We start from the raw sequence: 22,446 nt of genomic DNA on the forward strand, positions 1-22,446 counted from the left end.
TTACTCAATTTAATTAGTCTAAATATCAAAATTACCATATTATGATAGCATATTCATTTAATTACATGCCAGTTCTAGTTATAATACGAGACTAAAGGTGAAAATATACAACGTTTTTTACATGAAAAAATTCAAAATTTTAATGAGCTATTTAATATGATTTTAAGAAAAACCTTTTATAATAGGTTTAGGTGATATAATTGTGAAAAAATTAACGACAATATTGTTTCAATATAAAGTTTTTCCAGTACTAATGTTGGTTGTAAGTACCGTACTTGGGTTACTCGTTATAACTCAAAACATTTTAATCGCAGACTTTTTGTCTAAAATTATAAAACATCAATTACAAGGTCTGTGGCCAATTTTATTCATTTTACTTGGTGTACTTTTATTAAGAGCAACTGTGCAATTTCTAAATCAATGGTTGGGTGATACTTTAGCATTTAAAGTAAAGCATATGTTGCGACAACGTATCATTCATTCAAAGCGAATCTATCCAATTGGGGAACAAATGACAATTCTCACTGAAAATATAGATGGATTAGCTCCTTTTTATAAAAGTTATCTACCACAAGTATTCAAATCAATGATGGTTCCATTTATAATTATCGTCACTATGTTTTTCATTCATTTAAATACTGCTTTAATTATGTTAATAACTGCACCGTTTATCCCATTGTTTTATATTATTTTTGGTCTAAAAACTCGAGATGAATCTAAAGATCAAATGACATATTTAAATCAATTTAGTCAACGTTTTTTAAATATTGCTAATGGATTAGTTACGTTGAAATTATTTAATCGTACAGAAAAAGCAGCTAAGCATATTTATGAAGATAGTACACAGTTTCGAACGTTGACGATGCGCATATTACGTAGTGCTTTTTTATCGGGGTTAATGCTTGAATTCATCAGTATGTTAGGAATAGGACTTGTTGCATTGGAAGCAACATTAAGCTTAGTAGTATTTCATCATATTGATTTTAAAACAGCTGCAATTGCAATTATTTTAGCACCTGAATTCTATAATGCAATCAAGGATTTAGGACAAGCATTTCATACAGGTAAACAAAGTGAAGGTGCAAGTGATGTCGTATTCGATTTTCTAGAACAACCTAATGATGATAAGACATCTCAAATAAAATATTTAAAAGAGCAACAACCATTTATTCGCTTGAATGATGTATCTTTTCGTTATGCTAATACTGATAGATTTGTATTGAATAAAATAAATATAGACATTTCAAAAGGTGATCAAATAGCACTTGTTGGACCAAGTGGCGCAGGTAAATCTACTTTGACACATATTATCTCAGGAGCATACTCACCAACAAGTGGGATTATTATTTCAAATCAAGACAATATTGATATAGGTGTTTTAAGTCAGCATCCTTATATTTTTAGTGCTTCAATAAAGGATAATATTACGATGTTTAAAGACATGGAGAATAGCAAAGTTGAAGCTGTACTCGATGAGGTTGGTTTGCTTGAAAAAGTGCATGCTTATAAACATGGTATTGATACAAAAATTGGTGAGGGTGGGGAAATGCTTTCAGGAGGACAAATGAGGCGCATAGAACTTTGTCGTCTATTAGTTATGAAGCCAGATCTCGTTATTTTTGATGAGCCTGCAACTGGTTTGGATGTACAAACAGAACATATGATTCAGAATGTATTATTTAAGCATTTTAATACAGCGACGATGATTGTCATTGCTCATAGAGATAATACGATTCGCCATTTACGAAGACGTATCTACTTAGAAAAAGGAAAAGTGATAGCTGATGACTATAATATTTCAGTAAATTTAGCAGAAAATGGTGAGCACTTATGAAAACACGATTAAAATTTCAAATAGATAAGGATTTAATTTTAGCAATAGTTGTCGGCGTTACTGGAAGTTTAGTTGCACTTGCTATGTTCTTTTTAAGTGGATATATGGTGACTCAAAGTGCGCTAGGTGCACCACTTTATGCATTAATGATTTTAGTTGTTACGGTTAAGCTATTTGGATTTTTAAGGGCAATCACTCGATATGTGGAACGTCTTGTTTCTCATAAAGCAACATTTACAATGTTACGTGATATTCGAGTGCAATTTTTCGGGAAATTAGTTAATGTCATACCTAATGTTTATCGAAAGTTAAGTTCGAGTGATTTAATTGCTCGTATGATAAGTCGTGTGGAGGCTTTACAAAATATATATCTTCGTGTTTATTATCCGCCAATAGTTATTGGATTGACAGCCATTGTAACAGCGGTGGTTATGATATTTATTTCGATTGGTCATGCAATGCTAATCATGATTAGCATGTTGTTCACATTACTCATTGTTCCTTGGTTAAGTGCTAAAAAAGCACGTACATTAAAAAAGTATGTTGCTGAAGAACAATCACAATTTTTAAATTATTTTTATGATTATAAAGCTGGAATGGGAGAATTGAAGCGTTTTAATCGTGTTGACATGTATCGAGAAGCATTGATGACTAAACTTAGTCAATTTGCTCATTTACAACTTAAAGAACAGAGATTTTTAACATTATATGATTTTATTTTAAATATTGTGGCTATGATTTCAATATTTGGTAGTTTAGTTTTAGGGTTAATTCAAATTAATGAAGGGCATCTAAACATAATTTATATGACTAGTATTGTACTAATGATATTAACGTTATTTGAACAAGCTGTTCCGATGACTAACGTTGCATATTACAAAGCTGATACAGACCAAGCTTTGCATGATATTAATGAAGTGATATCAACACCAACTGCCAACGGATATTCGTCTATAAATTATGATATGGTATCAAAACAAGTATTTGATATAAAACACGCGAGCTTTAAATATTGGAACCAGCAATCCTACGTATTACAAGATATTAATTTTAAAGTTAATAGAGGAGAAAAGGTTGCTATTGTGGGACCGTCTGGGTCTGGCAAGAGTACTTTGCTACAAATAATGGCAGGTCTATATCAACTTGATAATAGTTCAATAGTATATGAAAACATGAATATGTTTGAGATCAATGACGAAGATAAATTTGAAACTTTAAATGTCCTGTTACAATCACAGCAATTATTTGATGGTACATTACGTGATAATTTATTTTCTGAAGCAGACGATGAAGTTATTTATAACATTTTCAATAAACTTGATTTAACTCATTTATCATTAGACCAGCATTTAGATTTAAATGGCAGTACATTATCTGGTGGAGAAATACAAAGATTAGCTATTGCTAGAATGATGTTGAAAGAACATTCAAAAACATGGATTTTAGATGAACCATCGACAGCCTTAGACCAGCAAAATTCTACAAAAGTAATGGATTTAATTGAAGAGCAAGCCCAAACGTTAATAGTTGCTACACACGATTTAAATTTATTGTCACGTTTTGACACCATCATCGTGATGATAAATGGTAAAATAGTTGAAAAGGGAAACTATCAACAATTACTTGCTGAGCAAGGTGCTTTATGGAATATGATTCAATATAATGCATAACAAAAAACTGCTTGATAGGCTGAATAAACCTTTCAAGCAGTTTTTTACTAACAAGCAAAAGCTTGTTAATTGTGTTTTATTCTTAATAAATTCTAAACATTACTTTAATTGTCATGACAAAAGTTAATTATTTTTCCTTTGTTTCATCAAATGCATGAATCACTTTACCTAATAAGCGATTAAGTTCTTTAACTTCATCTTTAGATAAAGAAGAAGCAGAAGCTACTTTGTCAGATGCATTACTTAATTCTGGTCTAATAGTTTCACTTTTGTCAGTCAAGTGAATAAATACTTCACGTTGATCGACTTCGGAACGTTCACGCTTAATTAAGTCTACTTGTTCCATTCTTTTTAATAATGGTGATACTGTACCAGTATCGAGTGCTAATTCAGTTACGACTTTCTTGACGTTTACAGGAGATTCATCCCATAAAATAGTTAAAACAAGAAATTGTGGGTATGTTAGATTGTACTTCTTAAAAACTTTGTTAGAGTAGTAGCGATTAACTTGTCTTTGAGCATTGTACAAACTAAAGCATAGCTGTTCTTTTAAATTATGTTGATCAGACATTAAAGTTCTCCTCCAGACATACTATCCGTTTTTTTCTCTTTTCGGATTGGTAATCATTAAAAAGTTGATTGTTTATTAATTCACAACTTTCTTTGATTCAATGCCATGCTAAAATTAAAGTATGTTTAAAGTTTAGAAGATATTTTTGATTAAATCAAGCAAAAAGATAATTTAATATATATGTTATCATTTTTAAAAATAACTGTAATAGAAAAGAGAATATAAAATGAAAAATAATAAAGATGAAAAAATAAGAATATCCATAATTAACGGATTTTTAGGTAGTGGTAAAACCACGTTACTGACACATTATATTAGTGAATTATTAAAAAATGATGAGAAAATTAAAATCATCATGAATGAATTCGGTAGTTTTGATATTGATAGCAATAGTATTTCTAATGAAATTGAAGTGTATTCATTGATAAATGGCTGTGTTTGTTGTGATCTTAAGCAAGAACTTGTCTCAGAACTGACGGCAATTGCTTTGAACGGCGATGTTAATCATGTCATCATAGAGGCTACTGGAATTGCTCATCCTTTAGAACTACTAATTGCTTGTCAAGATCCAAAGCTAGTTAGTTATTTTGAAAAGCCAACGATAATTGGTGTTTTAGATGCTAAGAGATTTTTAAATCGACATCAATATACTGACAATACAGTTTCACTTATGGAAGATCAACTTAAGTTAAGCGATATAGTTATAATTAATAAAATTGACCTTGTAACTGATGATAATATTCAAATAATCAAAAGCCAATTATATGATATATGTCCTGGTGTTATGACGTATACAACAACATTTGGCCATGTGCCTTTCAATACGCTACTTTTAAAAACTAAAAATAAACAATTAGCAAATGAAAATCATCAACACCACCATCACCATCATGGAATTAAAAGTATGCATTATACGTTTAGTGGTCCGATAGATAGACAGTTGTTTTATCAATTCATTTTAAAATTACCAGATTCAGTATTACGTTTAAAAGGTTATGTCATTTTTAGAGATAAACCTGATGCTATATATGAATTTCAATATGCATATGGATTACCTGATTATGGTATTGTTTCGATGAACGTATCTTTAACCATTGTCATCATAGGGGAGACTTTAGATACTAATCAACTACGTAATCAATTAGATATGCTACAATTTACGTAATTAAACTAACCTCATAAAACTTACTTTTAAAAAGTTGAAGTACTGTTGCAAATTAATGTTATGAAATTTTTGTGACAACGAGGGATGGGAGGATGTTTTATGGAACAAATTATGGTAAATCATTATGTACATTTTTCTAGACTTGTACAAGGATTTTGGCGTGCTAATGAATGGAAAATGACTGCACAAGAGTTGAATTATTTTATAAATGAGTTAGTTGAACGTGGTATAACTACAATGGATCATGCAGATATATATGGAGATTATCAATGTGAGAAATTATTTGGAAATGCATTGAAATTATCACCTGATTTGAGATCTAAGCTTCAAATTGTTACGAAATGTGGAATTGTTTTGCCTTCCGCACAATTTGATTTTACAAATGGGCATCGGTATGATTTAAATAGTAAGCATATTATTAAATCTGTTGAACGATCTTTAAATAATTTAAATATTGATTATTTAGATAGTTTGCTGATTCATCGTCCTTCGCCATTAATGGATCCTGAACAAGTTGCTGACGCGTTAACGAAACTTGTAAAAGAGGGCAAGATTAGATCATTCGGTGTTTCAAATTTTAATGATGCACAATATCAATTGTTAAATCAATATATCACTAAAGAACGCCTACATATTAGTGTGAATCAATTGGAATTATCACCATATCATATTGGAAATTTACAAGATGGAACTATGGATTCAATGTATCAACATCATGTTCAGATAATGGCATGGAGTCCTTTTGCAGGTGGTAAAATTTTTGATAATGATAATGTTAAAGCTAGACGAATTATGAAAGTTATAAAACCAATTGCTGAAAAATATGGTGTTACTGAAATGGCAGTGATGATATCATGGTTGGTGAAATTACCACACTGTGTTATGCCGATACTTGGGACAAGACAATTACAACGAATTGACCAAGCAATTGATGGATTGCAGATTTCACTTGATGATCAATCATGGTTTGATATATACACAGCCATACTTGGACAAGATATTCCATAAAAATAATTACTCAACATATAAAGGAGCATAACATGACAAACGAAGACAAACGTTTTGAACAATTAGGCTTTGAGCGTAAATTTATAATTATTCCATATGTAATTTATGCCGTTATCGTATTAATGTTAAACATTTTCTATTCTGATTTAAAAATAACAATGACACTTTTCGGCTTATTTTTTGCATATAATGTTGTGATTTTATTTATAGCATTCCTTAAACATTACAAACGCACATTAATTTTAAGCTTTATTTTAGCAATATTAAGTGGAGCTGCATTCTTTGGTATTATATATGTTTACGGTATAAATCATTTTTAAATTTTTATTTGAACTATCTACGAAATTTACATCCGAAATTTACTAATCAAAATGACTTAATTGATTGTAACTCTCTACGGATAAGATTTTGTAGGTAGTTTTTTATTATGCATATTTTGCTAGAATGCAAGACTTGGTCTTTATAGGCATCGCTTTGCTTTTCGTAGCTATTTACAAAATATTTTGAAAAAACTGTGTATTTTGCATTAATTGAAAAACTATGTTTTGAAAAATTGATATAATTAACTTGAACATGAATTAAAACAAAGGGGCGAGTGATATGACAAAAGAATTTCATGCAGTAAATAATGTGCAACAACAGAATGAAAAGAACAAAAAGCAATATAAACCAATTTGGATTGTTATGAGTTTTATAGTGCTTATTGTTGTACTTTTATTGCCCACACCAACAAGTTTGCCTTTAATGGCAAAAGCTGTGTTAGCCATTTTAGCTTTTGCAGTCATTATGTGGGTAACAGAAGCGGTATCTTATCCAGTTTCAGCGACATTAATTATTGGTCTTATGATATTGTTGTTAGGATTTAGTCCTGTTCAAAACTTAGCGACTAAATTAGGAAACCCTAAAAGTGGTGGAGCCATTTTAACTGGTAGTGATTTTTTAGGTACTAATCATGCATTATCATTAGCATTTAGTGGATTTGCAACATCAGCTGTTGCACTTGTAGCTGCCGCCTTATTTTTAGCTGCGGCAATGCAAGAAACAAATTTACACAAAAGATTGGCATTAATTGTTTTATCAATTGTAGGCAATAAGACACGTAATATAGTCATAGGTGCTATTGTTGTTTCAATTGTTTTAGCATTTTTTGTACCTTCAGCAACAGCAAGAGCAAGTGCAGTAGTACCAATTTTATTAGGGATGATTGCAGCATTTAAAGTATCAAAAGATAGTAGATTAGCGTCATTATTAATCATAACGTCAGTACAAGCTGTTTCGATTTGGAATATCGGTATTAAGACGGCTGCAGCACAAAATATAGTGGCTATTAATTTTATAAATCAACATCTTGGATTTGATGTGTCATGGGGTGAATGGTTTTTATATGCTGCACCATGGTCAGTCATGATGTCGATAGCATTATATTTCATAATGATTAAAGTGATGCCACCTGAAATTAATGCAATTGAAGGGGGAAGAGAATTAATTAAAGAAGAATTGCATAAACTTGGACCAGTGAGTGCACGCGAATGGCGTCTTATAGTCATTTCACTTTTATTATTAGTCTTTTGGTCAACTGAAAAAGTATTACATCCAATTGATTCAGCATCGATTACAATCATTGCTTTAGGTATTATGTTGATGCCTAAAATAGGTGTTATGACTTGGAAAGGTGTAGAAAATAAAATACCATGGGGAACAATTATTGTGTTTGGTGTTGGTATTTCTTTAGGGAATGTATTATTAAAAACGGGAGCAGCACAATGGTTAAGTGATCAAACATTTGGTGCGCTAGGATTAACGCATTTACCTCTTATTGCAACCATTGCACTCATAACGTTATTTAATATATTAATTCATTTAGGTTTCGCTAGTGCTACAAGTCTTTCATCAGCATTAATACCTGTATTTATTTCTTTAACTTCTACGCTACATTAATAGGATTTGTTTTAATTCAACAATTTGTAATTAGCTTTGGATTTTTATTACCAGTTAGTGCACCTCAAAATATGCTTGCATATGGAACTGGTACATTTACAGTTAAAGACTTTTTAAAAGCTGGTATACCATTAACAATTGTTGGTTATATTTTAGTTTTAATTTTCAGTTTGACATATTGGAAATGGTTAGGCTTACTTTAAAAAGGTAAACACTAGTAACAATACATTACTTTTAAAATCGTGATAAGATTGTGATAAAAATTATAGAAAATATAGGTGATTAAAATATGGCAGTAGCTGTGTTATTGAATCGGATGTTTCGCATAGAGAACAACCCGTTATTTGAATATATATATCAACAAAAGGATACAATCAAATCATGTTATTTTATTATCGCTGAAGAGGACATGTCAACAGCATCTGAATTGAAAGCAAGATTTTATCGTGGTACGATGCAACGCTTTTATCAATCATTAGTAAATAAAGGCTTTATTCCACATGTACTTTCTTATGAAAATATTATTTCTTTTTGTAAAAAAAATAATATAACTGAAGTAGTGGTAGCTGGGGATATTATGAGTTATCATCTTGAAGACTATGATATTTTACATCAACGTCCATATTTTGAAGAAGCGCAAATTGAAGTGACATTAGTGCGCGGAAATCATTATTTTAAAGCGAGTAAAACCATGAATCAACAAGGAGAGCCTTATAAAGTTTTTACAAGTTTTTATAAAAAATGGAGACCATATTTGCGAATTAGAGATGTTTATCATTATGATTTGAGTCAATTAAAAGACATTGTCATTGAAGCATCAAATGAATTAAACTATAGAGATTTAAATGAAGGATCGTCTGAAACTATAGAACAAGATAAATGGCAACGTTTTTTAAATCATGAAATACAAAACTACGAATATAATAGAGAGTATTTACCTGAAGTTTTAACAAGCCAATTAAGTATTGCACTCGCATATGGGTTGTTAGATATTATTGAAATTTTTAATGATTTACTGTCTCGTTATGAAGAAGATGAATCTAATTATGAAGCATTTATTCGTGAACTTATTTTTAGAGAATTTTATTATGTTTTAATGACACAATTTCCAGAAACTGCATATCAATCATTTAAAGAAAAATATCGTCGAATTAAATGGTCAGATAATGAAGCGGAATTTGGTGCATGGTGTGATGGACAAACAGGATTTCCAATCATTGATGCAGCGATGATGGAATTACAACAAACCGGATTTATGCACAATAGGATGAGAATGGTTGTTTCGCAATTTCTAACAAAAGATTTATTTATTGATTGGACTTGGGGAGAAAATTTTTTCAGAAAATATCTAATTGATTACGATGCAGCTTCCAACATTCATGGATGGCAATGGTCAGCATCGACAGGAACTGATGCAGTGCCATATTTTAGAATGTTTAATCCGATTAGACAGAGTGAGCGATTTGATCCTAAAGCATTGTATATAAAAAAGTATTTACCAATTTTAAATCCAGTAGATGCAAAATATTTACATGATACACATCATAATCAGTCTAAAATTATGGAACAAGGCGTAGAATTAGGTCATCATTATGCAAAGCAAATTGTGAATCACAAAGAAAAAAGGGAGCAAGTTTTAGCGAATTTTAAAGCAATCGATTAGTAATTGAATGAGGATAAATTAAAAAACCAACTAAGATAATTTTCATCTTAGTTGGCTTTTTTCAAATAGATTATCGTAATAAGTTTGTAAACAGTGTGAAGTATAAAACGACATACTGTAAAAATGTGATGATGTAAATATACTTGAGTCTAATTTTAATATATTGAGGTACTTGCCATTTAGGATATTGACGTTCAAAATAAAGCATTTGCTGGATGAAAACACCTATACCGAGAGGAAGGAGCATAAGCATAATGCTTTTAGTGTAACTTAGACCTATATCATGCCATAGGTGACCAATAATCATTTGAAGAATAATGACCGAAATGATTAATACAATTATATTTAGTGTCACTTTATCAACCTCACTCCTTTACCAAATAATAGAATAGCTGCTTGCATCACTACCATATAACAAACAAAAACAGCTGTATTTAAAGTCAGACTTTCTAAAATATGGTTTAACACACGCAATGGTTCATTAAAGAAATAAACAGAGTGTAGGCGTAAGAAGCGGCCGATATAAATACCAAACCCATTTAAAAACATCAAGCAGATAATAATGGTTCTATTAAGCCATTGGTGTGTTGTAAGTGTTAGAATTTCAAAATAAATTAAAATCATTACATAGACAGCTAGAAAAACGCCCAGTAATAAATACGTAAAGTATTTCCATTCGGCTAAATTAAGGCCAGCATAAAAATTAAATTGAAATTGGTTTAAGTGAATTAAGTCTGTGACCATATAAAATGTATTTGGTAATAATAATACAAAAATAAAGCTATAAATGATAAAGAGTGGCCATTCATATTTTTTATTTGGTTTAAATAATCGTAAAAGAAGGCTCAACTCAAATGGTATATATGCTAAAAATAAATTTAAAGTCATAAATTGAAATATTTTAGTCTCAAAAAGAGAGGCTATGAATAAGACTAAAAAGTATATTCTAGCGATGTATCTTGATTTCATAAAATATAAACACTACTTTCTGATGATAAAAAGTTATTAATGTGAATCAAACAGTTACAAATATTTACATTGACTGTTAATGTCGCGTTGCGTAAACACAATGACATATTTAGAATGTAAATATATGTGAAACTATAATTAAGCACTAATGATAACTTGTAATAAAATGTGATTCAACTAAAAAGTAATGTGTTATTTTGGGTCGAGTAAATTTAAACCGATAGCTTCATTAAAAGTACGATGAATGTCCATATCTGTATGAGTGATTATGATTTCAGCGGTAGCAGAAACAATAGCTTTAGATAGGTGACCACTATATGTTTGATAAGTTTGAGTGCCAAAAGTTGCATGTAAATGAGCGAAATGTCCATTGTCTAAACGAGAAATATTACCCAGTAGACTTGTAAGTTCCAGAGGTTCAGTGATATGACGTTCTTCATATTCCTTTGTTGTTAAATTGAAAAATTTTAAAACGACATCATCACAGGCACCAATACCACTCACAGTGGCAAATTTCAAATTGTTTGTATCGGCGAAATGTGTAATAGATTCAACGATATCTTCACCTTTTTCTAAAACGAGTAACGTGGTATGATTGTTTCTTTGTATTTTCATTATATACATCCCCTTTATCCTTATTCGATTTTAATTATACAATTAAAAGGATAATAACGATAATTATAAAGATTAAAATATTGTCAAATATAGTAAGGTTGTAATACAATATAGAAACTTTTTACGGATAAATAGCTTTAACTGCTGTTTTATGTGGAAAGATTATAATAACATTTTATTGATAGGGAATGAAAAAGAGGTGAGCATATGAACAAACAGATTATCGTTTTATATTTTAATATTTTCTTAATATTTTTAGGAATTGGTTTAGTCATTCCAGTCTTACCTGTGTACTTAGAAGATTTGGGATTAACTGGTAGTGATTTAGGTCTTTTAGTTGCTGCTTTTGCTTTATCTCAAATGATCATATCGCCTTTTGGTGGAACATTGGCTGACAAATTAGGGAAAAAGTTAATTATTTGTATTGGGTTAATTCTTTTTTCTGCTTCTGAATTTATGTTTGCAGTAGGACATAATTTTTCAATATTAATGTTATCAAGAATTATTGGTGGTATGAGTGCTGGCATGGTTATGCCTGGCGTTACAGGCTTAATCGCTGATATTTCACCAAGCCACCAAAAAGCGAAAAACTTTGGTTATATGTCCGCAATAATTAATTCAGGATTTATTTTAGGACCTGGTATAGGTGGTTTTATGGCAGAAGTATCACATCGATTGCCATTCTATTTTGCAGGTGGGTTAGGTATCGTGGCGTTTATTATGTCTGTCATTTTAATTTATGATCCTAAGAAGTCAACAACTACAGGCTTCCAAAAATTAGAACCGCAGTTGTTAACGAAAATTAATTGGAAAGTATTTATTACACCGGCAATCTTAACATTAGTGTTAGCCTTTGGTTTATCAGCATTTGAAACACTTTTCTCACTATATACATCATATAAAGTGAACTATACGCCTAAAGATATTTCAATTGCGATTACAGGTGGTGGTATATTTGGTGCGATATTCCAAATATATTTCTTTGATAAATTTATGAAATATTTCTCAGAACTAACATTTATCGCATGGTCTCTATTATATTCAGTAATTGTTTTAATCTTATTAGTCTTTGCAAATGGTTACTGGTCTATTATGATAATTAGTTTTATAGTCTTTATAGGATTTGACATGATAAGACCAGCTATTACAAATTATTTTTCTAATATAGCAGGAGATAGACAAGGATTTGCTGGTGGATTAAACTCTACATTTACGAGTATGGGGAACTTTATTGGTCCATTAATCGCAGGCGCATTATTTGATGTTCATATAGAAGCGCCGATTTATATGGCAATTGCAGTTTCATTAGCAGGTATAATTATTGTTTTGATTGAAAAGCAACATAGAACAAAATTGGAACAACAATAATTGTAATGTCACGTCGAAATAATATTGGAATATGGTATGAGTTAGAATAACAATTCGGAGTTAGCATCGATTTTCTTGAAATATTAATTAAGAAAATTGATGCTTTATATTTTTAAAGATTCAATTTTTTAGAATGTTTTAGTCTTTCAATTTAAATATTACATGTAACAAAAAATGATATTGAGTAATAATCATGTTACAAATATTACATTCTTTTTAAATTGCATTCCACTTACCTATTTGCATAACAGTATTATGTTAAGATGTAAAAAAATGAGTAAGGAAATGTGGGTAGGGGATGACTTTTAAAAATTTGTTTTTAAGTGTTGTCGCAATCATATTAACAGTGTGCCTTTTAGGTTTGCTAGTATTGGCGACAAATCAAGAAGCGCTTGCTAAAGTGCATAAAACGATAAATACGCTTCATAAAATAAAAGTTTCAGATGAAGATAATAATAAAAAGACAATTGGTATTTTCAATAGTCATACGGCTAACGCCTCGGAATTAAAAAATGATACTAATAAGCATAATGATTTATATGCTAATCACACAAATATGTTTAATGAACAAGAATGTCAAGTTATCGCAGAGCGTTATTCACATAAACATATGAATGATAATTATCAATTGGAAAAAGTATCGAAAACGCATCAAGGATTCAATTATATTTATTCAAATGGAAATCCAAATGGAAAACAACATGTAAATATATCTAATCAAGGTGTTCTTTTATTGAAATAATATAAGCAGTGTATTCGATTTGAATATGCTGTTTTTTATTTTAAATGAAATGACAGAGATAATAATGAATGTCAAAAACTTATCAATTTATGCTACTTGTGAAAGTGATATTATAGTTTTTGAAATAGTTTTTATGAGGTGTTGAAATGGCTAAAAATAAGAAAACTAATGCAATGAGAATGCTTGACCGAGCTAAAGTTAAATACGATGTACATAGTTTCGAAGTACCAGAGGAACATTTATCTGGGGAAGAAGTTGCCAAGATTATTAAAGAAAATGTTGAAACGGTATTTAAAACTCTGGTACTAGAAAATGCGAAACATGAGCATTTTGTCTTTGTAATTCCAGTTAATAAGACGTTAGATATGAAAAAGGCAGCTGCGATTGTTAATGAAAAGAAATTGAATCTTATGCCTTTAGAAAATTTGAAAAATGTAACTGGATATATACGTGGTGGTTGTTCACCAATAGGTATGAAACAATTATTTCCAACAGTCATTGACGCATCAAGTGAACAGTATGAATTTATTAGTGTAAGTGGAGGACTTCGTACGATGCAAATAACAATTGCTGTTGACGATTTGATAAGTATTACTAAAGCTAAAATTGGCTCGGTTGTTCATGATTAAACAATGTAATTATGCAAATCAAAAAGTGATTAATTAGGTAGATGAAGAGGTTGAGACATAAAGTTTTTGTACTCTGGGAAACCGATTAACGGCTTCCCAAAAGCAGGATTTTCGGCAGAAGCTCTCACGATGCGACAAAATTTGAAAAACAATTTTGCTCATCGTTCGGTTCTGCTCAGATCCTAAACGCTTTTGTCCTGACCTCTTTTTTGTTGGCATTTTAATGATTATGATTGGAAATAATCAAATTTTTGATCAAAACACGTGAATATTGTAATTTTATCGTCACATTTTGATTGTTTGTGATTGTTTTTGGTAATTTATGATTGAAATGTGAAAGCGTACTCATTATAATACAAGTTGAGATGGGGTGATGATGATAATTACTGAAAAGAGACACGAGTTAATATTAGAGGAGCTTTCGCATAAGGATTTTTTAACATTGCAAGAATTAATTGATAGAACGGGTTGCAGTGCTTCAACTATTCGAAGAGATTTATCAAAATTACAACAATTAGGTAAATTACAACGTATTCATGGTGGTGCCATGTTAAAAGAGAATCGTATGGTCGAAGCAAATTTAACTGAAAAGTTAACTACTAATCTAGATGAAAAGAAAAAGATTGCTAAATTGGCAGCGGCTCAAATCAATGACAACGAATGTTTGTTTATTGATGCTGGTTCATCTACGCTTGAGCTTATTCAATGCATTCAAGCAAAAGATATTATTGTTGTAACAAATGGTTTAACTCATGTAGAAGCATTGCTTAAAAAGGGAATTAAAACGATTATGCTAGGTGGTCAAGTTAAAGAAAATACACTGGCAACTATTGGTTCAAGCGCAATGGAAATACTGAGGCGTTATTGTTTTGATAAGGCGTTTATCGGTATGAATGGTCTAGATATTGAACTTGGTCTAAGTACACCAGATGAGCAAGAGGCTTTAGTGAAACAAACGGCAATGTCGTTAGCTAACAAGTCTTATGTACTAATTGATCACTCTAAGTTTAATAAAGTATATTTTGCTCGTGTACCAATGTTAGAAAGCACGACAATCATCACATCTGAAAAAGCATTAAATCATCAAGCGTTAAAAGAATACCAACATAAGTATCACTTTATAGGAGGGACATTATGATTTATACAGTTACATTCAATCCTTCAATTGATTATGTCATTTTCACAGATGACTTTAAAATTGATGGTTTGAACAGAGCAACAGCAACATATAAATTCGCTGGAGGAAAAGGTATAAATGTCTCACGTGTCTTAAAGACATTAGATGTTGAATCAACTGCCTTAGGATTTGCAGGTGGATTTCCTGGGAAATTTATAATCGAAACATTAAACAACAGTGAAATTCAATCAGATTTCATTGAAGTAGATGAAGATACGCGTATTAATGTGAAATTAAAAACGGGACAAGAAACAGAAATTAATGCACCAGGTCCTCATATTACTTCAGCACAATTCGAGCAACTTTTAAGTCGAATTAAAAATATGACAAGTGATGACATTGTTATCGTTGCAGGAAGTGTACCAGGCAGTATACCTAGTGATGCTTATGCACAAATAGCACAAATTACAGAAAATACTGGAGCGAAGCTAGTCGTTGATGCTGAAAAATCATTAGCTGAAAGCGTTTTACCATATCACCCGTTATTTATTAAACCTAATAAGGATGAGTTAGAAGAGATGTTTAATACAACTGTGAAATCAGATGATGACGTCATTAAATATGGACGTCAATTAGTAGATAAAGGTTCACAATCTGTTATCGTTTCTCTTGGTGGTGATGGTGCTATTTATATTGATAAAGAAAAAAGTATTAAAGCTGTAAATCCACAAGGGAAGGTGGTTAATACAGTTGGCTCAGGAGATAGCACTGTTGCAGGTATGGTAGCGGGAATTGCTTCAGGTTTAACCATTGAATCAGCATTCCAACAAGCGGTAGCATGTGGTACTGCGACTGCATTTGACGAGGACTTAGCGACGCGAGATGCTATAGAAAAAATAAAATCACAAGTTACGATCAGCGTACTTGATGGGGAGTGAATAAAATGAGAGTAACAGAGTTATTAACAAAAGATACAATTGCAATGGATTTAATGGCAAATGATAAAAATGGTGTCATTGATGAATTAGTCAATCAATTAGATAAAGCTGGTAAGTTGAGTGATGTTGTAGCCTTCAAAGAAGCGATTCATAATCGAGAATCACAAAGTACGACTGGTATCGGTGAAGGTATCGCTATTCCACATGCCAAAGTAGCTGCAGTTAAATCTCCAGCAATCGCATTCGGTAAATCAAAAGCGGGTGTAGACTATCAAAGTTTAGATATGCAACCTGCACATTTATTCTTTATGATAGCAGCTCCTGAAGGTGGCGCACAAACACATTTAGATGCTTTAGCTAAATTATCAGGTATTTTAATGGATGAAAATGTACGTGAAAAGTTATTACATGCATCATCTCCTGAAGAAGTGTTAGAGATTATTGATCAAGCAGATGATGAGGCAACAAAAGAAGAAGAAGCTGAGGCTAAAGCACAGCAAGTTGAAGCTTCAGAACAAGCAACAAAAGAATCGAATGAACCATATGTTTTAGCTGTTACAGCATGTCCAACAGGTATTGCTCATACGTATATGGCACGAGATGCATTGAAAAAACAAGCAGATAAAATGGGAATTAAAATTAAAGTTGAAACTAACGGTTCAAGTGGTATTAAAAATCATTTAACTGAACAAGATATTAAAAATGCAACAGGTATTATCGTTGCTGCAGATGTTCATGTAGAAACAGATCGTTTTGATGGCAAAAATGTCGTAGAAGTTCCAGTGGCAGATGGTATTAAACGACCAGAAGAATTGATTAATAAAGCGTTAGACACAAGTCGTAAACCGTTTGTTGCTCGTGATGGTCATAGAAAAGGTAATTCAAATGATAGTCAAGAAAAATTAAGTCCAGGTAAAGCATTTTACAAACATCTAATGAATGGTGTTTCTAACATGTTGCCACTTGTTATTTCTGGTGGTATTTTAATGGCAATCGTGTTTTTATTTGGTGCAAACTCATTTGACCCAAAAAGTTCAGAATATAACGCGTTTGCAGAACAACTTTGGAATATAGGTAGTAAAAGTGCATTCGCTTTAATCATTCCGATTTTATCAGGATTCATTGCTCGTAGTATTGCAGATAAACCTGGTTTTGCTTCAGGTCTTGTAGGTGGTATGTTAGCAATTTCTGGTGGTTCTGGATTTATCGGTGGTATCATTGCTGGTTTCTTAGCAGGTTATTTAACTCAAGGCGTTAAAGCGATGACTCGTAAGTTACCACAATCTTTAGAAGGATTAAAACCAACACTAATTTATCCATTATTAACAGTGACTGCAACTGGCTTACTAATGATATATGTCTTTAATCCACCAGCATCATGGTTAAATCATTTATTGTTAAATGGTTTAAATAATTTATCAGGTTCAAACATTGTATTATTAGGTTTAGTTATCGGAGCAATGATGGCGATTGATATGGGAGGACCATTCAATAAAGCAGCTTATGTTTTCGCAACAGGTGCATTAATTGAAGGTAATGCTGCACCAATTACAGCAGCAATGATTGGTGGTATGATTCCACCATTAGCAATTGCGACAGCGATGTTGATTTTTAAACGTAAATTTACAAAAGAACAACGAGGCTCTACTATTCCTAACTATGTGATGGGATTATCATTTATAACAGAAGGTGCGATTCCATTCGCAGCAGCTGATCCATTACGTGTCATCCCATCAATGATGATTGGTTCTGGTATTGGTGGCGCAATCGCTTTAGGATTAGGCTCTCGAATTTCAGCACCACATGGTGGAATAATTGTAATAGTTGGAACTGATGGCGCACACTTATTACAGACAATTATCGCACTTGTAGTAGGTACACTTGTTTCAGCACTTATATACGGTTTCATTAAACCTAAATTAACAGAAACTGAAATCGAAGCTTCAAAATCAATGGATGAATAATTTCATTAACTTTATAAATTTTCGACTAACATAATGATACAAATGTAAGACTAAAGAAGTCATTAAAATGTACCATTTATGGTTGGTTATAGTTTTAAATTACAATAATAGCACTTTCGGTTAGTTCATTTTATGGATTGATGCGAAAGTGCTTTTCTATTTAAATAATAATTTATAAAAGGTGTGGTATTTTAGAGTGACAGAGAAATTAATTTATGTCATTTCGTAAAAGATGTCATGAATGTATAGAAATTTTTAAAATTCTGCAAAAAGTTATGCCAAATGTTATAGATATAGTAAAATATGATTGTCTTATAATGAAAATTTATATAAAAAGAAGGGTTCATACGTGTCAGAATTAATTATATATAACGGCAAAATTTACACTGAAGACGTAACGATCGATAAAGGTTATGTGCATATTAAAGAAGGGCGCATTGTATCAGTTGGAAAAGTTGAAAATGTAGAAAGTATTGTTAACGATACAACAAATAAAATTCAAGTTATAGATGTACAAGGACATCATGTATTACCAGGGTTTATAGATATACACATTCATGGTGGTTATGGGCAAGATGCCATGGATGGATCATACGATGGATTAAAATATTTATCTGAAAACTTACTTTCCGAAGGTACGACGTCATATTTGGCAACAACTATGACACAATCAACAGATAAAATTGATCAGGCACTTTCAAATATAGCAAAATATGAAGCGCATCAAGATATTAATAATGCAGCTGAAATCGTAGGTATTCATTTGGAAGGTCCATTTATTTCTGAAAATAAAGTTGGTGCACAACATCCTCAATTTGTCGTGCGACCATATATAGATAAAATTAATCATTTTCAAAATACCGCTAACGGATTAATTAAGATTATGACGTTTGCTCCAGAAGTTGAAGGTGCAAAGGAGGCTCTTGAAACATATAAAGATGAAATTATATTTTCAATAGGCCATACAGTCGCTACATATGAGGAAGCTGTTGAAGCAGTTGAGCGAGGTGCGAAACATGTTACCCATTTATACAATGCAGCAACAGGATTCCAACATAGGGAACCTGGTGTGTTTGGAGCAGCATGGTTAAATGATAGATTGAACACCGAAATGATTGTTGATGGTACGCATTCACATCCAGCATCAGTGGCAATTGCTTATCGTATGAAAGGTAATGAGCGATTTTATTTAATTACGGACGCAATGCGTGCTAAAGGTATGCCAGAAGGTGAATATGATTTAGGTGGTCAAAAAGTTATTGTTCAATCCCAACAAGCTCGTCTAGAAAGTGGTGCGCTTGCTGGTAGTATTTTAAAAATGAATCAAGGGTTACGTAACTTAATATCATTTACAGGTGATACATTAGAAAATTTATGGCGTGTAACAAGTTTAAATCAAGCCATTGCATTAGGTATCGATGATAGAAAAGGTAGTATTAAAATTGAAAAAGATGCAGATATCGTTATTGTTGATGATGAAATAAATGTACAATATACAATCAAGCAAGGTAAGGTTCATTCATATTGTTAAAATATAAACATAATTAAAGGTATGCAATAGATTTAATCTGTTAACATAAGCACTTTATATTATGATAGAATAGAAGCAATAACATTTTTTTCTGGGGGTGTCTAAATGGGAAGGCGATAACATGTAGTTGTAATTTAAGTCATAGTGATAAGTTTGAATACGTGTTACCCATGAGTGGCACATATAACATGGAGGTGAATCCCTAGAAATAGGGAATTAATTGGAAACTTCGACCATAATTAGTTTGATTATATTTATTCTATTAATTGCATTAACCACAGTCTTTGTTGGTTCAGAATTTGCATTAGTAAAAATTAGAGCAACAAGAATTGAACAGTTAGCAGATGAAGGTAATAAACCTGCTAAAATAGTAAAGAAAATGATTGCTAATCTAGATTATTACCTGTCTGCTTGTCAATTAGGTATTACGGTAACATCTTTAGGTTTAGGTTGGCTTGGGGAACCAACTTTTGAAAAATTATTACACCCGGTATTTGAAGCGATTAATTTACCTACTGCTTTAACTACAACAATCTCGTTTGCAGTATCGTTTATTATAGTGACGTATTTACATGTTGTACTTGGTGAGTTAGCACCTAAATCTATAGCAATTCAACATACTGAAAAGCTTGCTTTAATATATGCTAGACCACTATTCTATTTTGGTAACATAATGAAACCATTGATTTGGTTAATGAATGGTTCAGCGCGTGTGATTATTAGAATGTTTGGTGTGAATCCTGATGCACAAACAGATGCAATGTCAGAAGAAGAAATCAAAATTATTATTAATAATAGTTATAATGGTGGAGAAATCAACCAAACTGAATTGGCATATATGCAAAATATCTTTTCATTCGATGAAAGACATGCGAAAGATATAATGGTACCTAGAACACAAATGATTACTTTAAATGAGCCTTTTAATGTTGATGAATTATTAGATACGATAAAAGAACATCAATTTACGCGCTATCCAATTACTGATGATGGCGATAAAGACCATATAAAAGGATTTATTAACGTAAAAGAATTTTTAACCGAATATGCTTCTGGAAAGACGATTAAGATTGCTAACTACATTCACGAATTACCGATGATTTCAGAAACAACACGTATTAGTGATGCCTTAATACGTATGCAACGTGAACATGTTCATATGAGTCTTATTATAGATGAATATGGTGGTACAGCAGGTATTTTAACAATGGAAGACATTTTAGAAGAAATTGTCGGCGAAATTCGAGATGAATTTGATGATGATGAAGTAAATGATATTGTTAAAATAGACGATAAAACATATCAAGTAAATGGTAGAGTTTTATTGGACGATTTAACAGAAGACTTTGGTATTGAATTTGAAGATTCTGAAGATATCGATACAATAGGCGGATGGTTGCAATCGCGCAATACGAATTTACAAAAAGATGATTTTGTCGATACAACATATGATCGTTGGGTTATTTCAGAAATTGATAATCATCAAATCATTTGGGTGATATTAAACTATGAATATAATCACGCTCGACCAACTATTGGAGATACTGATGAAGATGAAAAGTCAGAATAAGAAATAATAATTACGCCAACTAAGAATGATATAAATCATTTTTGGTTGGCTTTTTTATTTATAATAGTAATTATACTAAAAAGATTGAAACAATAGATTTCAGAAAATTAAATAAGGTAATAGTGTTTATTTTAAAGTGAATAAGAGAAAACGAATTAATTGAGTTTGATAAAAAAATTAGGGTAATGTAAAAGTATAAATATAAACGATACATAGAATGGAGAGATATATAATGGAGAATGATGTACAAATTTTAAATAATGGTTATCCAATGCCATCAGTTGGTTTAGGCGTATATAAAATAACTGATGAAGATATGACGAAAGTAGTTAATGCTGCGATTAAAGCCGGATATCGTGCATTTGATACAGCATATTTTTATGGTAATGAAGCGTCACTAGGAAGTGCTTTAAAAGATAGTGGTGTATCTCGCGAAGATTTATTTCTAACAACAAAATTATGGAATGACTATCAAGGTTATGATAAGACATTTGAGTTTTTCAATAAGTCGATAGAAAATTTGCAGACAGACTATCTTGATTTATTTTTAATACATTGGCCATGTGAGGAAGATGGATTGTTTGTGGAAACATATAAAGCGATGGAAGAACTTTATGAACAAGGTAAAATAAAAGCAATAGGTGTATGTAATTTTAAACAGCATCATTTGGAAACATTAATGTCTGAAGCACACATTGTACCTATGGTGAACCAAATCGAAGTACACCCTTATTTCAATCAGCAAGATGTTCAAGACTTTTGTGACCGTCATGATATTAAAGTGACAGCTTGGATGCCATTGATGAGAAATAGAGGATTACTTGATGACCCAGTCATAAATAAACTTGCTGAAAAATATGAAAAGACACCTGCACAAATCGTTTTACGTTGGCATTTAGCTCATAATAGGATTATAATTCCAAAATCTCAAACTCCAAAACGTATTCGTGAAAATATAGATTTATTTGATTTTAATTTAGAGCTAACAGAAGTAGCTGAAATTGATGCTTTAAATAAAAATGCAAGACAAGGTAAAGATTCAGATGATGTGAAAATAGGTGATTTAAAATAATCAAATATTAGATTTTACGTTTATGAATGCCTTTTAATGTGTACTATAAAATAAATGGAAGAATTATTTTAATCCATTAAGA

General features: G+C 31.3%; 19 protein-coding genes and 1 pseudogene. 16 read left to right on the forward strand and 4 right to left on the reverse strand.

Annotated elements, in window-relative coordinates; genetic code table 11:
* The first annotated feature begins 202 nt into the window (after positions 1-202).
* Both ML436_03500 and ML436_03505 read left to right on the forward strand, forming a co-directional pair.
* The gene (locus tag ML436_03500) at positions 203-1,834 is read left to right on the forward strand and encodes an ABC transporter ATP-binding protein/permease (GenBank protein UMT78807.1); all 1,632 of its coding nucleotides are present in this window, start codon (positions 203-205) and stop codon (positions 1,832-1,834) included.
* Positions 1,831-3,504 carry an amino acid ABC transporter ATP-binding/permease protein gene (locus ML436_03505; GenBank protein ID UMT78808.1) on the forward strand — a complete coding sequence of 558 codons (1,674 nt, stop codon included), beginning with the start codon at positions 1,831-1,833 and terminating at the stop codon, positions 3,502-3,504. The genes ML436_03500 and ML436_03505 overlap by 4 nt, the downstream gene beginning before the upstream one ends.
* A 127-nt stretch (positions 3,505-3,631) precedes the next feature.
* On the opposite strand, the gene mgrA is transcribed toward ML436_03505, so the two are convergent.
* Positions 3,632-4,075 (reverse strand): HTH-type transcriptional regulator MgrA, encoded by a 444-nt coding sequence (gene mgrA / locus ML436_03510; protein ID UMT78809.1) that lies wholly within the window; start codon positions 4,073-4,075, stop codon positions 3,632-3,634.
* Between the two features lie 226 nt (positions 4,076-4,301).
* On the opposite strand from mgrA, the gene ML436_03515 reads away from it, so the two are divergent.
* The 5 genes and pseudogenes from ML436_03515 (at position 4,302) to ML436_03535 (ending at position 9,849) form a co-directional block, all read left to right on the forward strand.
* Positions 4,302-5,240, forward strand: coding sequence for a GTP-binding protein (locus ML436_03515; protein ID UMT78810.1), 939 nt, complete (start codon positions 4,302-4,304; stop codon positions 5,238-5,240).
* A gap of 99 nt (positions 5,241-5,339) precedes the next feature.
* The gene (locus ML436_03520) at positions 5,340-6,248 is read left to right on the forward strand and encodes an aldo/keto reductase family oxidoreductase (protein ID UMT78811.1); all 909 of its coding nucleotides are present in this window, start codon (positions 5,340-5,342) and stop codon (positions 6,246-6,248) included.
* Between the two features lie 32 nt (positions 6,249-6,280).
* Complete coding sequence (locus ML436_03525) at positions 6,281-6,568, forward strand: hypothetical protein (GenBank protein UMT78812.1); 288 nt, start codon at positions 6,281-6,283, stop codon at positions 6,566-6,568.
* A gap of 280 nt (positions 6,569-6,848) precedes the next feature.
* Positions 6,849-8,389 (forward strand): annotated as a pseudogene (locus tag ML436_03530) (anion permease).
* A gap of 86 nt (positions 8,390-8,475) precedes the next feature.
* Entirely contained in the window at positions 8,476-9,849 is a 1,374-nt protein-coding gene (locus ML436_03535; GenBank protein ID UMT78813.1) for a DNA photolyase family protein, read from the forward strand.
* Positions 9,850-9,919: 70 nt separating this feature from the next.
* On the opposite strand, the gene ML436_03540 is transcribed toward ML436_03535, so the two are convergent.
* The 3 genes from ML436_03540 to ML436_03550 form a co-directional block, all read right to left on the reverse strand.
* A complete protein-coding gene (locus ML436_03540; protein ID UMT78814.1) occupies positions 9,920-10,204 on the reverse strand; it encodes a hypothetical protein in 285 nt (94 codons plus the stop codon).
* Positions 10,201-10,818: a DUF1361 domain-containing protein gene (locus tag ML436_03545; protein UMT78815.1), complete on the reverse strand. Its 618-nt coding sequence runs from the start codon at positions 10,816-10,818 to the stop codon at positions 10,201-10,203. Before ML436_03545 ends, ML436_03540 begins: the two co-directional genes overlap by 4 nt.
* 192 nt (positions 10,819-11,010) lie before the next feature.
* A complete protein-coding gene (locus ML436_03550) occupies positions 11,011-11,433 on the reverse strand; it encodes a DNA-binding protein (protein UMT78816.1) in 423 nt (140 codons plus the stop codon).
* Between the two features lie 207 nt (positions 11,434-11,640).
* Here ML436_03550 and norA point away from each other — a divergent pair, with 207 nt between their 5' ends.
* From norA to ML436_03595, 9 genes are all read left to right on the forward strand, one after another.
* A complete protein-coding gene (norA, locus tag ML436_03555; GenBank protein ID UMT78817.1) occupies positions 11,641-12,801 on the forward strand; it encodes a multidrug efflux MFS transporter NorA in 1,161 nt (386 codons plus the stop codon).
* Positions 12,802-13,099: 298 nt separating this feature from the next.
* Positions 13,100-13,543 (forward strand): hypothetical protein, encoded by a 444-nt coding sequence (locus tag ML436_03560; GenBank protein ID UMT78818.1) that lies wholly within the window; start codon positions 13,100-13,102, stop codon positions 13,541-13,543.
* A 146-nt stretch (positions 13,544-13,689) separates the two neighbouring features.
* Complete coding sequence (ybaK, locus tag ML436_03565; protein UMT78819.1) at positions 13,690-14,172, forward strand: Cys-tRNA(Pro) deacylase; 483 nt, start codon at positions 13,690-13,692, stop codon at positions 14,170-14,172.
* 373 nt (positions 14,173-14,545) lie between these two features.
* Positions 14,546-15,310, forward strand: a complete 765-nt coding sequence (locus tag ML436_03570; protein ID UMT78820.1) for a DeoR/GlpR family DNA-binding transcription regulator — start codon at positions 14,546-14,548, stop codon at positions 15,308-15,310.
* Positions 15,307-16,227, forward strand: a complete 921-nt coding sequence (pfkB, locus tag ML436_03575) for a 1-phosphofructokinase (protein UMT78821.1) — start codon at positions 15,307-15,309, stop codon at positions 16,225-16,227. The genes ML436_03570 and pfkB overlap by 4 nt, the downstream gene beginning before the upstream one ends.
* 5 nt (positions 16,228-16,232) lie before the next feature.
* On the forward strand, positions 16,233-18,191 hold the full coding sequence (locus tag ML436_03580; GenBank protein ID UMT78822.1) for a fructose-specific PTS transporter subunit EIIC: 1,959 nt from the start codon (positions 16,233-16,235) through the stop codon (positions 18,189-18,191).
* 349 nt (positions 18,192-18,540) lie between these two features.
* Positions 18,541-19,722: an N-acetylglucosamine-6-phosphate deacetylase gene (gene nagA / locus ML436_03585; protein UMT78823.1), complete on the forward strand. Its 1,182-nt coding sequence runs from the start codon at positions 18,541-18,543 to the stop codon at positions 19,720-19,722.
* Positions 19,723-19,942: 220 nt separating this feature from the next.
* Entirely contained in the window at positions 19,943-21,292 is a 1,350-nt protein-coding gene (locus tag ML436_03590; protein ID UMT78824.1) for a hemolysin family protein, read from the forward strand.
* A gap of 232 nt (positions 21,293-21,524) precedes the next feature.
* Positions 21,525-22,364, forward strand: a complete 840-nt coding sequence (locus tag ML436_03595) for an aldo/keto reductase (protein UMT78825.1) — start codon at positions 21,525-21,527, stop codon at positions 22,362-22,364.
* The last annotated feature ends 82 nt before the right edge of the window (positions 22,365-22,446 follow it).

The organism is Staphylococcus roterodami, assembly GCA_022493055.1.
In the GTDB taxonomy this organism is placed as follows: domain Bacteria; phylum Bacillota; class Bacilli; order Staphylococcales; family Staphylococcaceae; genus Staphylococcus; species Staphylococcus singaporensis.

Bases quoted from the DNA above. Each gene is read 5' to 3' on its own strand.
- ML436_03505 (UMT78808.1), top strand. From the start codon at position 1,831: ATGAAAACACGATTAAAATTTCAAATAGATAAGGATTTAATTTTAGCA.
- mgrA (UMT78809.1), bottom strand. From the start codon at position 4,075: ATGTCTGATCAACATAATTTAAAAGAACAGCTATGCTTTAGTTTGTAC.
- ML436_03515 (UMT78810.1), top strand. From the start codon at position 4,302: ATGAAAAATAATAAAGATGAAAAAATAAGAATATCCATAATTAACGGA.
- ML436_03520 (UMT78811.1), top strand. From the start codon at position 5,340: ATGGAACAAATTATGGTAAATCATTATGTACATTTTTCTAGACTTGTA.
- ML436_03525 (UMT78812.1), top strand. From the start codon at position 6,281: ATGACAAACGAAGACAAACGTTTTGAACAATTAGGCTTTGAGCGTAAA.
- ML436_03535 (UMT78813.1), top strand. From the start codon at position 8,476: ATGGCAGTAGCTGTGTTATTGAATCGGATGTTTCGCATAGAGAACAAC.
- ML436_03545 (UMT78815.1), bottom strand. From the start codon at position 10,818: ATGAAATCAAGATACATCGCTAGAATATACTTTTTAGTCTTATTCATA.
- ML436_03550 (UMT78816.1), bottom strand. From the start codon at position 11,433: ATGAAAATACAAAGAAACAATCATACCACGTTACTCGTTTTAGAAAAA.
- norA (UMT78817.1), top strand. From the start codon at position 11,641: ATGAACAAACAGATTATCGTTTTATATTTTAATATTTTCTTAATATTT.
- ML436_03560 (UMT78818.1), top strand. From the start codon at position 13,100: ATGACTTTTAAAAATTTGTTTTTAAGTGTTGTCGCAATCATATTAACA.
- ybaK (UMT78819.1), top strand. From the start codon at position 13,690: ATGGCTAAAAATAAGAAAACTAATGCAATGAGAATGCTTGACCGAGCT.
- ML436_03570 (UMT78820.1), top strand. From the start codon at position 14,546: ATGATGATAATTACTGAAAAGAGACACGAGTTAATATTAGAGGAGCTT.
- pfkB (UMT78821.1), top strand. From the start codon at position 15,307: ATGATTTATACAGTTACATTCAATCCTTCAATTGATTATGTCATTTTC.
- ML436_03580 (UMT78822.1), top strand. From the start codon at position 16,233: ATGAGAGTAACAGAGTTATTAACAAAAGATACAATTGCAATGGATTTA.
- ML436_03595 (UMT78825.1), top strand. From the start codon at position 21,525: ATGGAGAATGATGTACAAATTTTAAATAATGGTTATCCAATGCCATCA.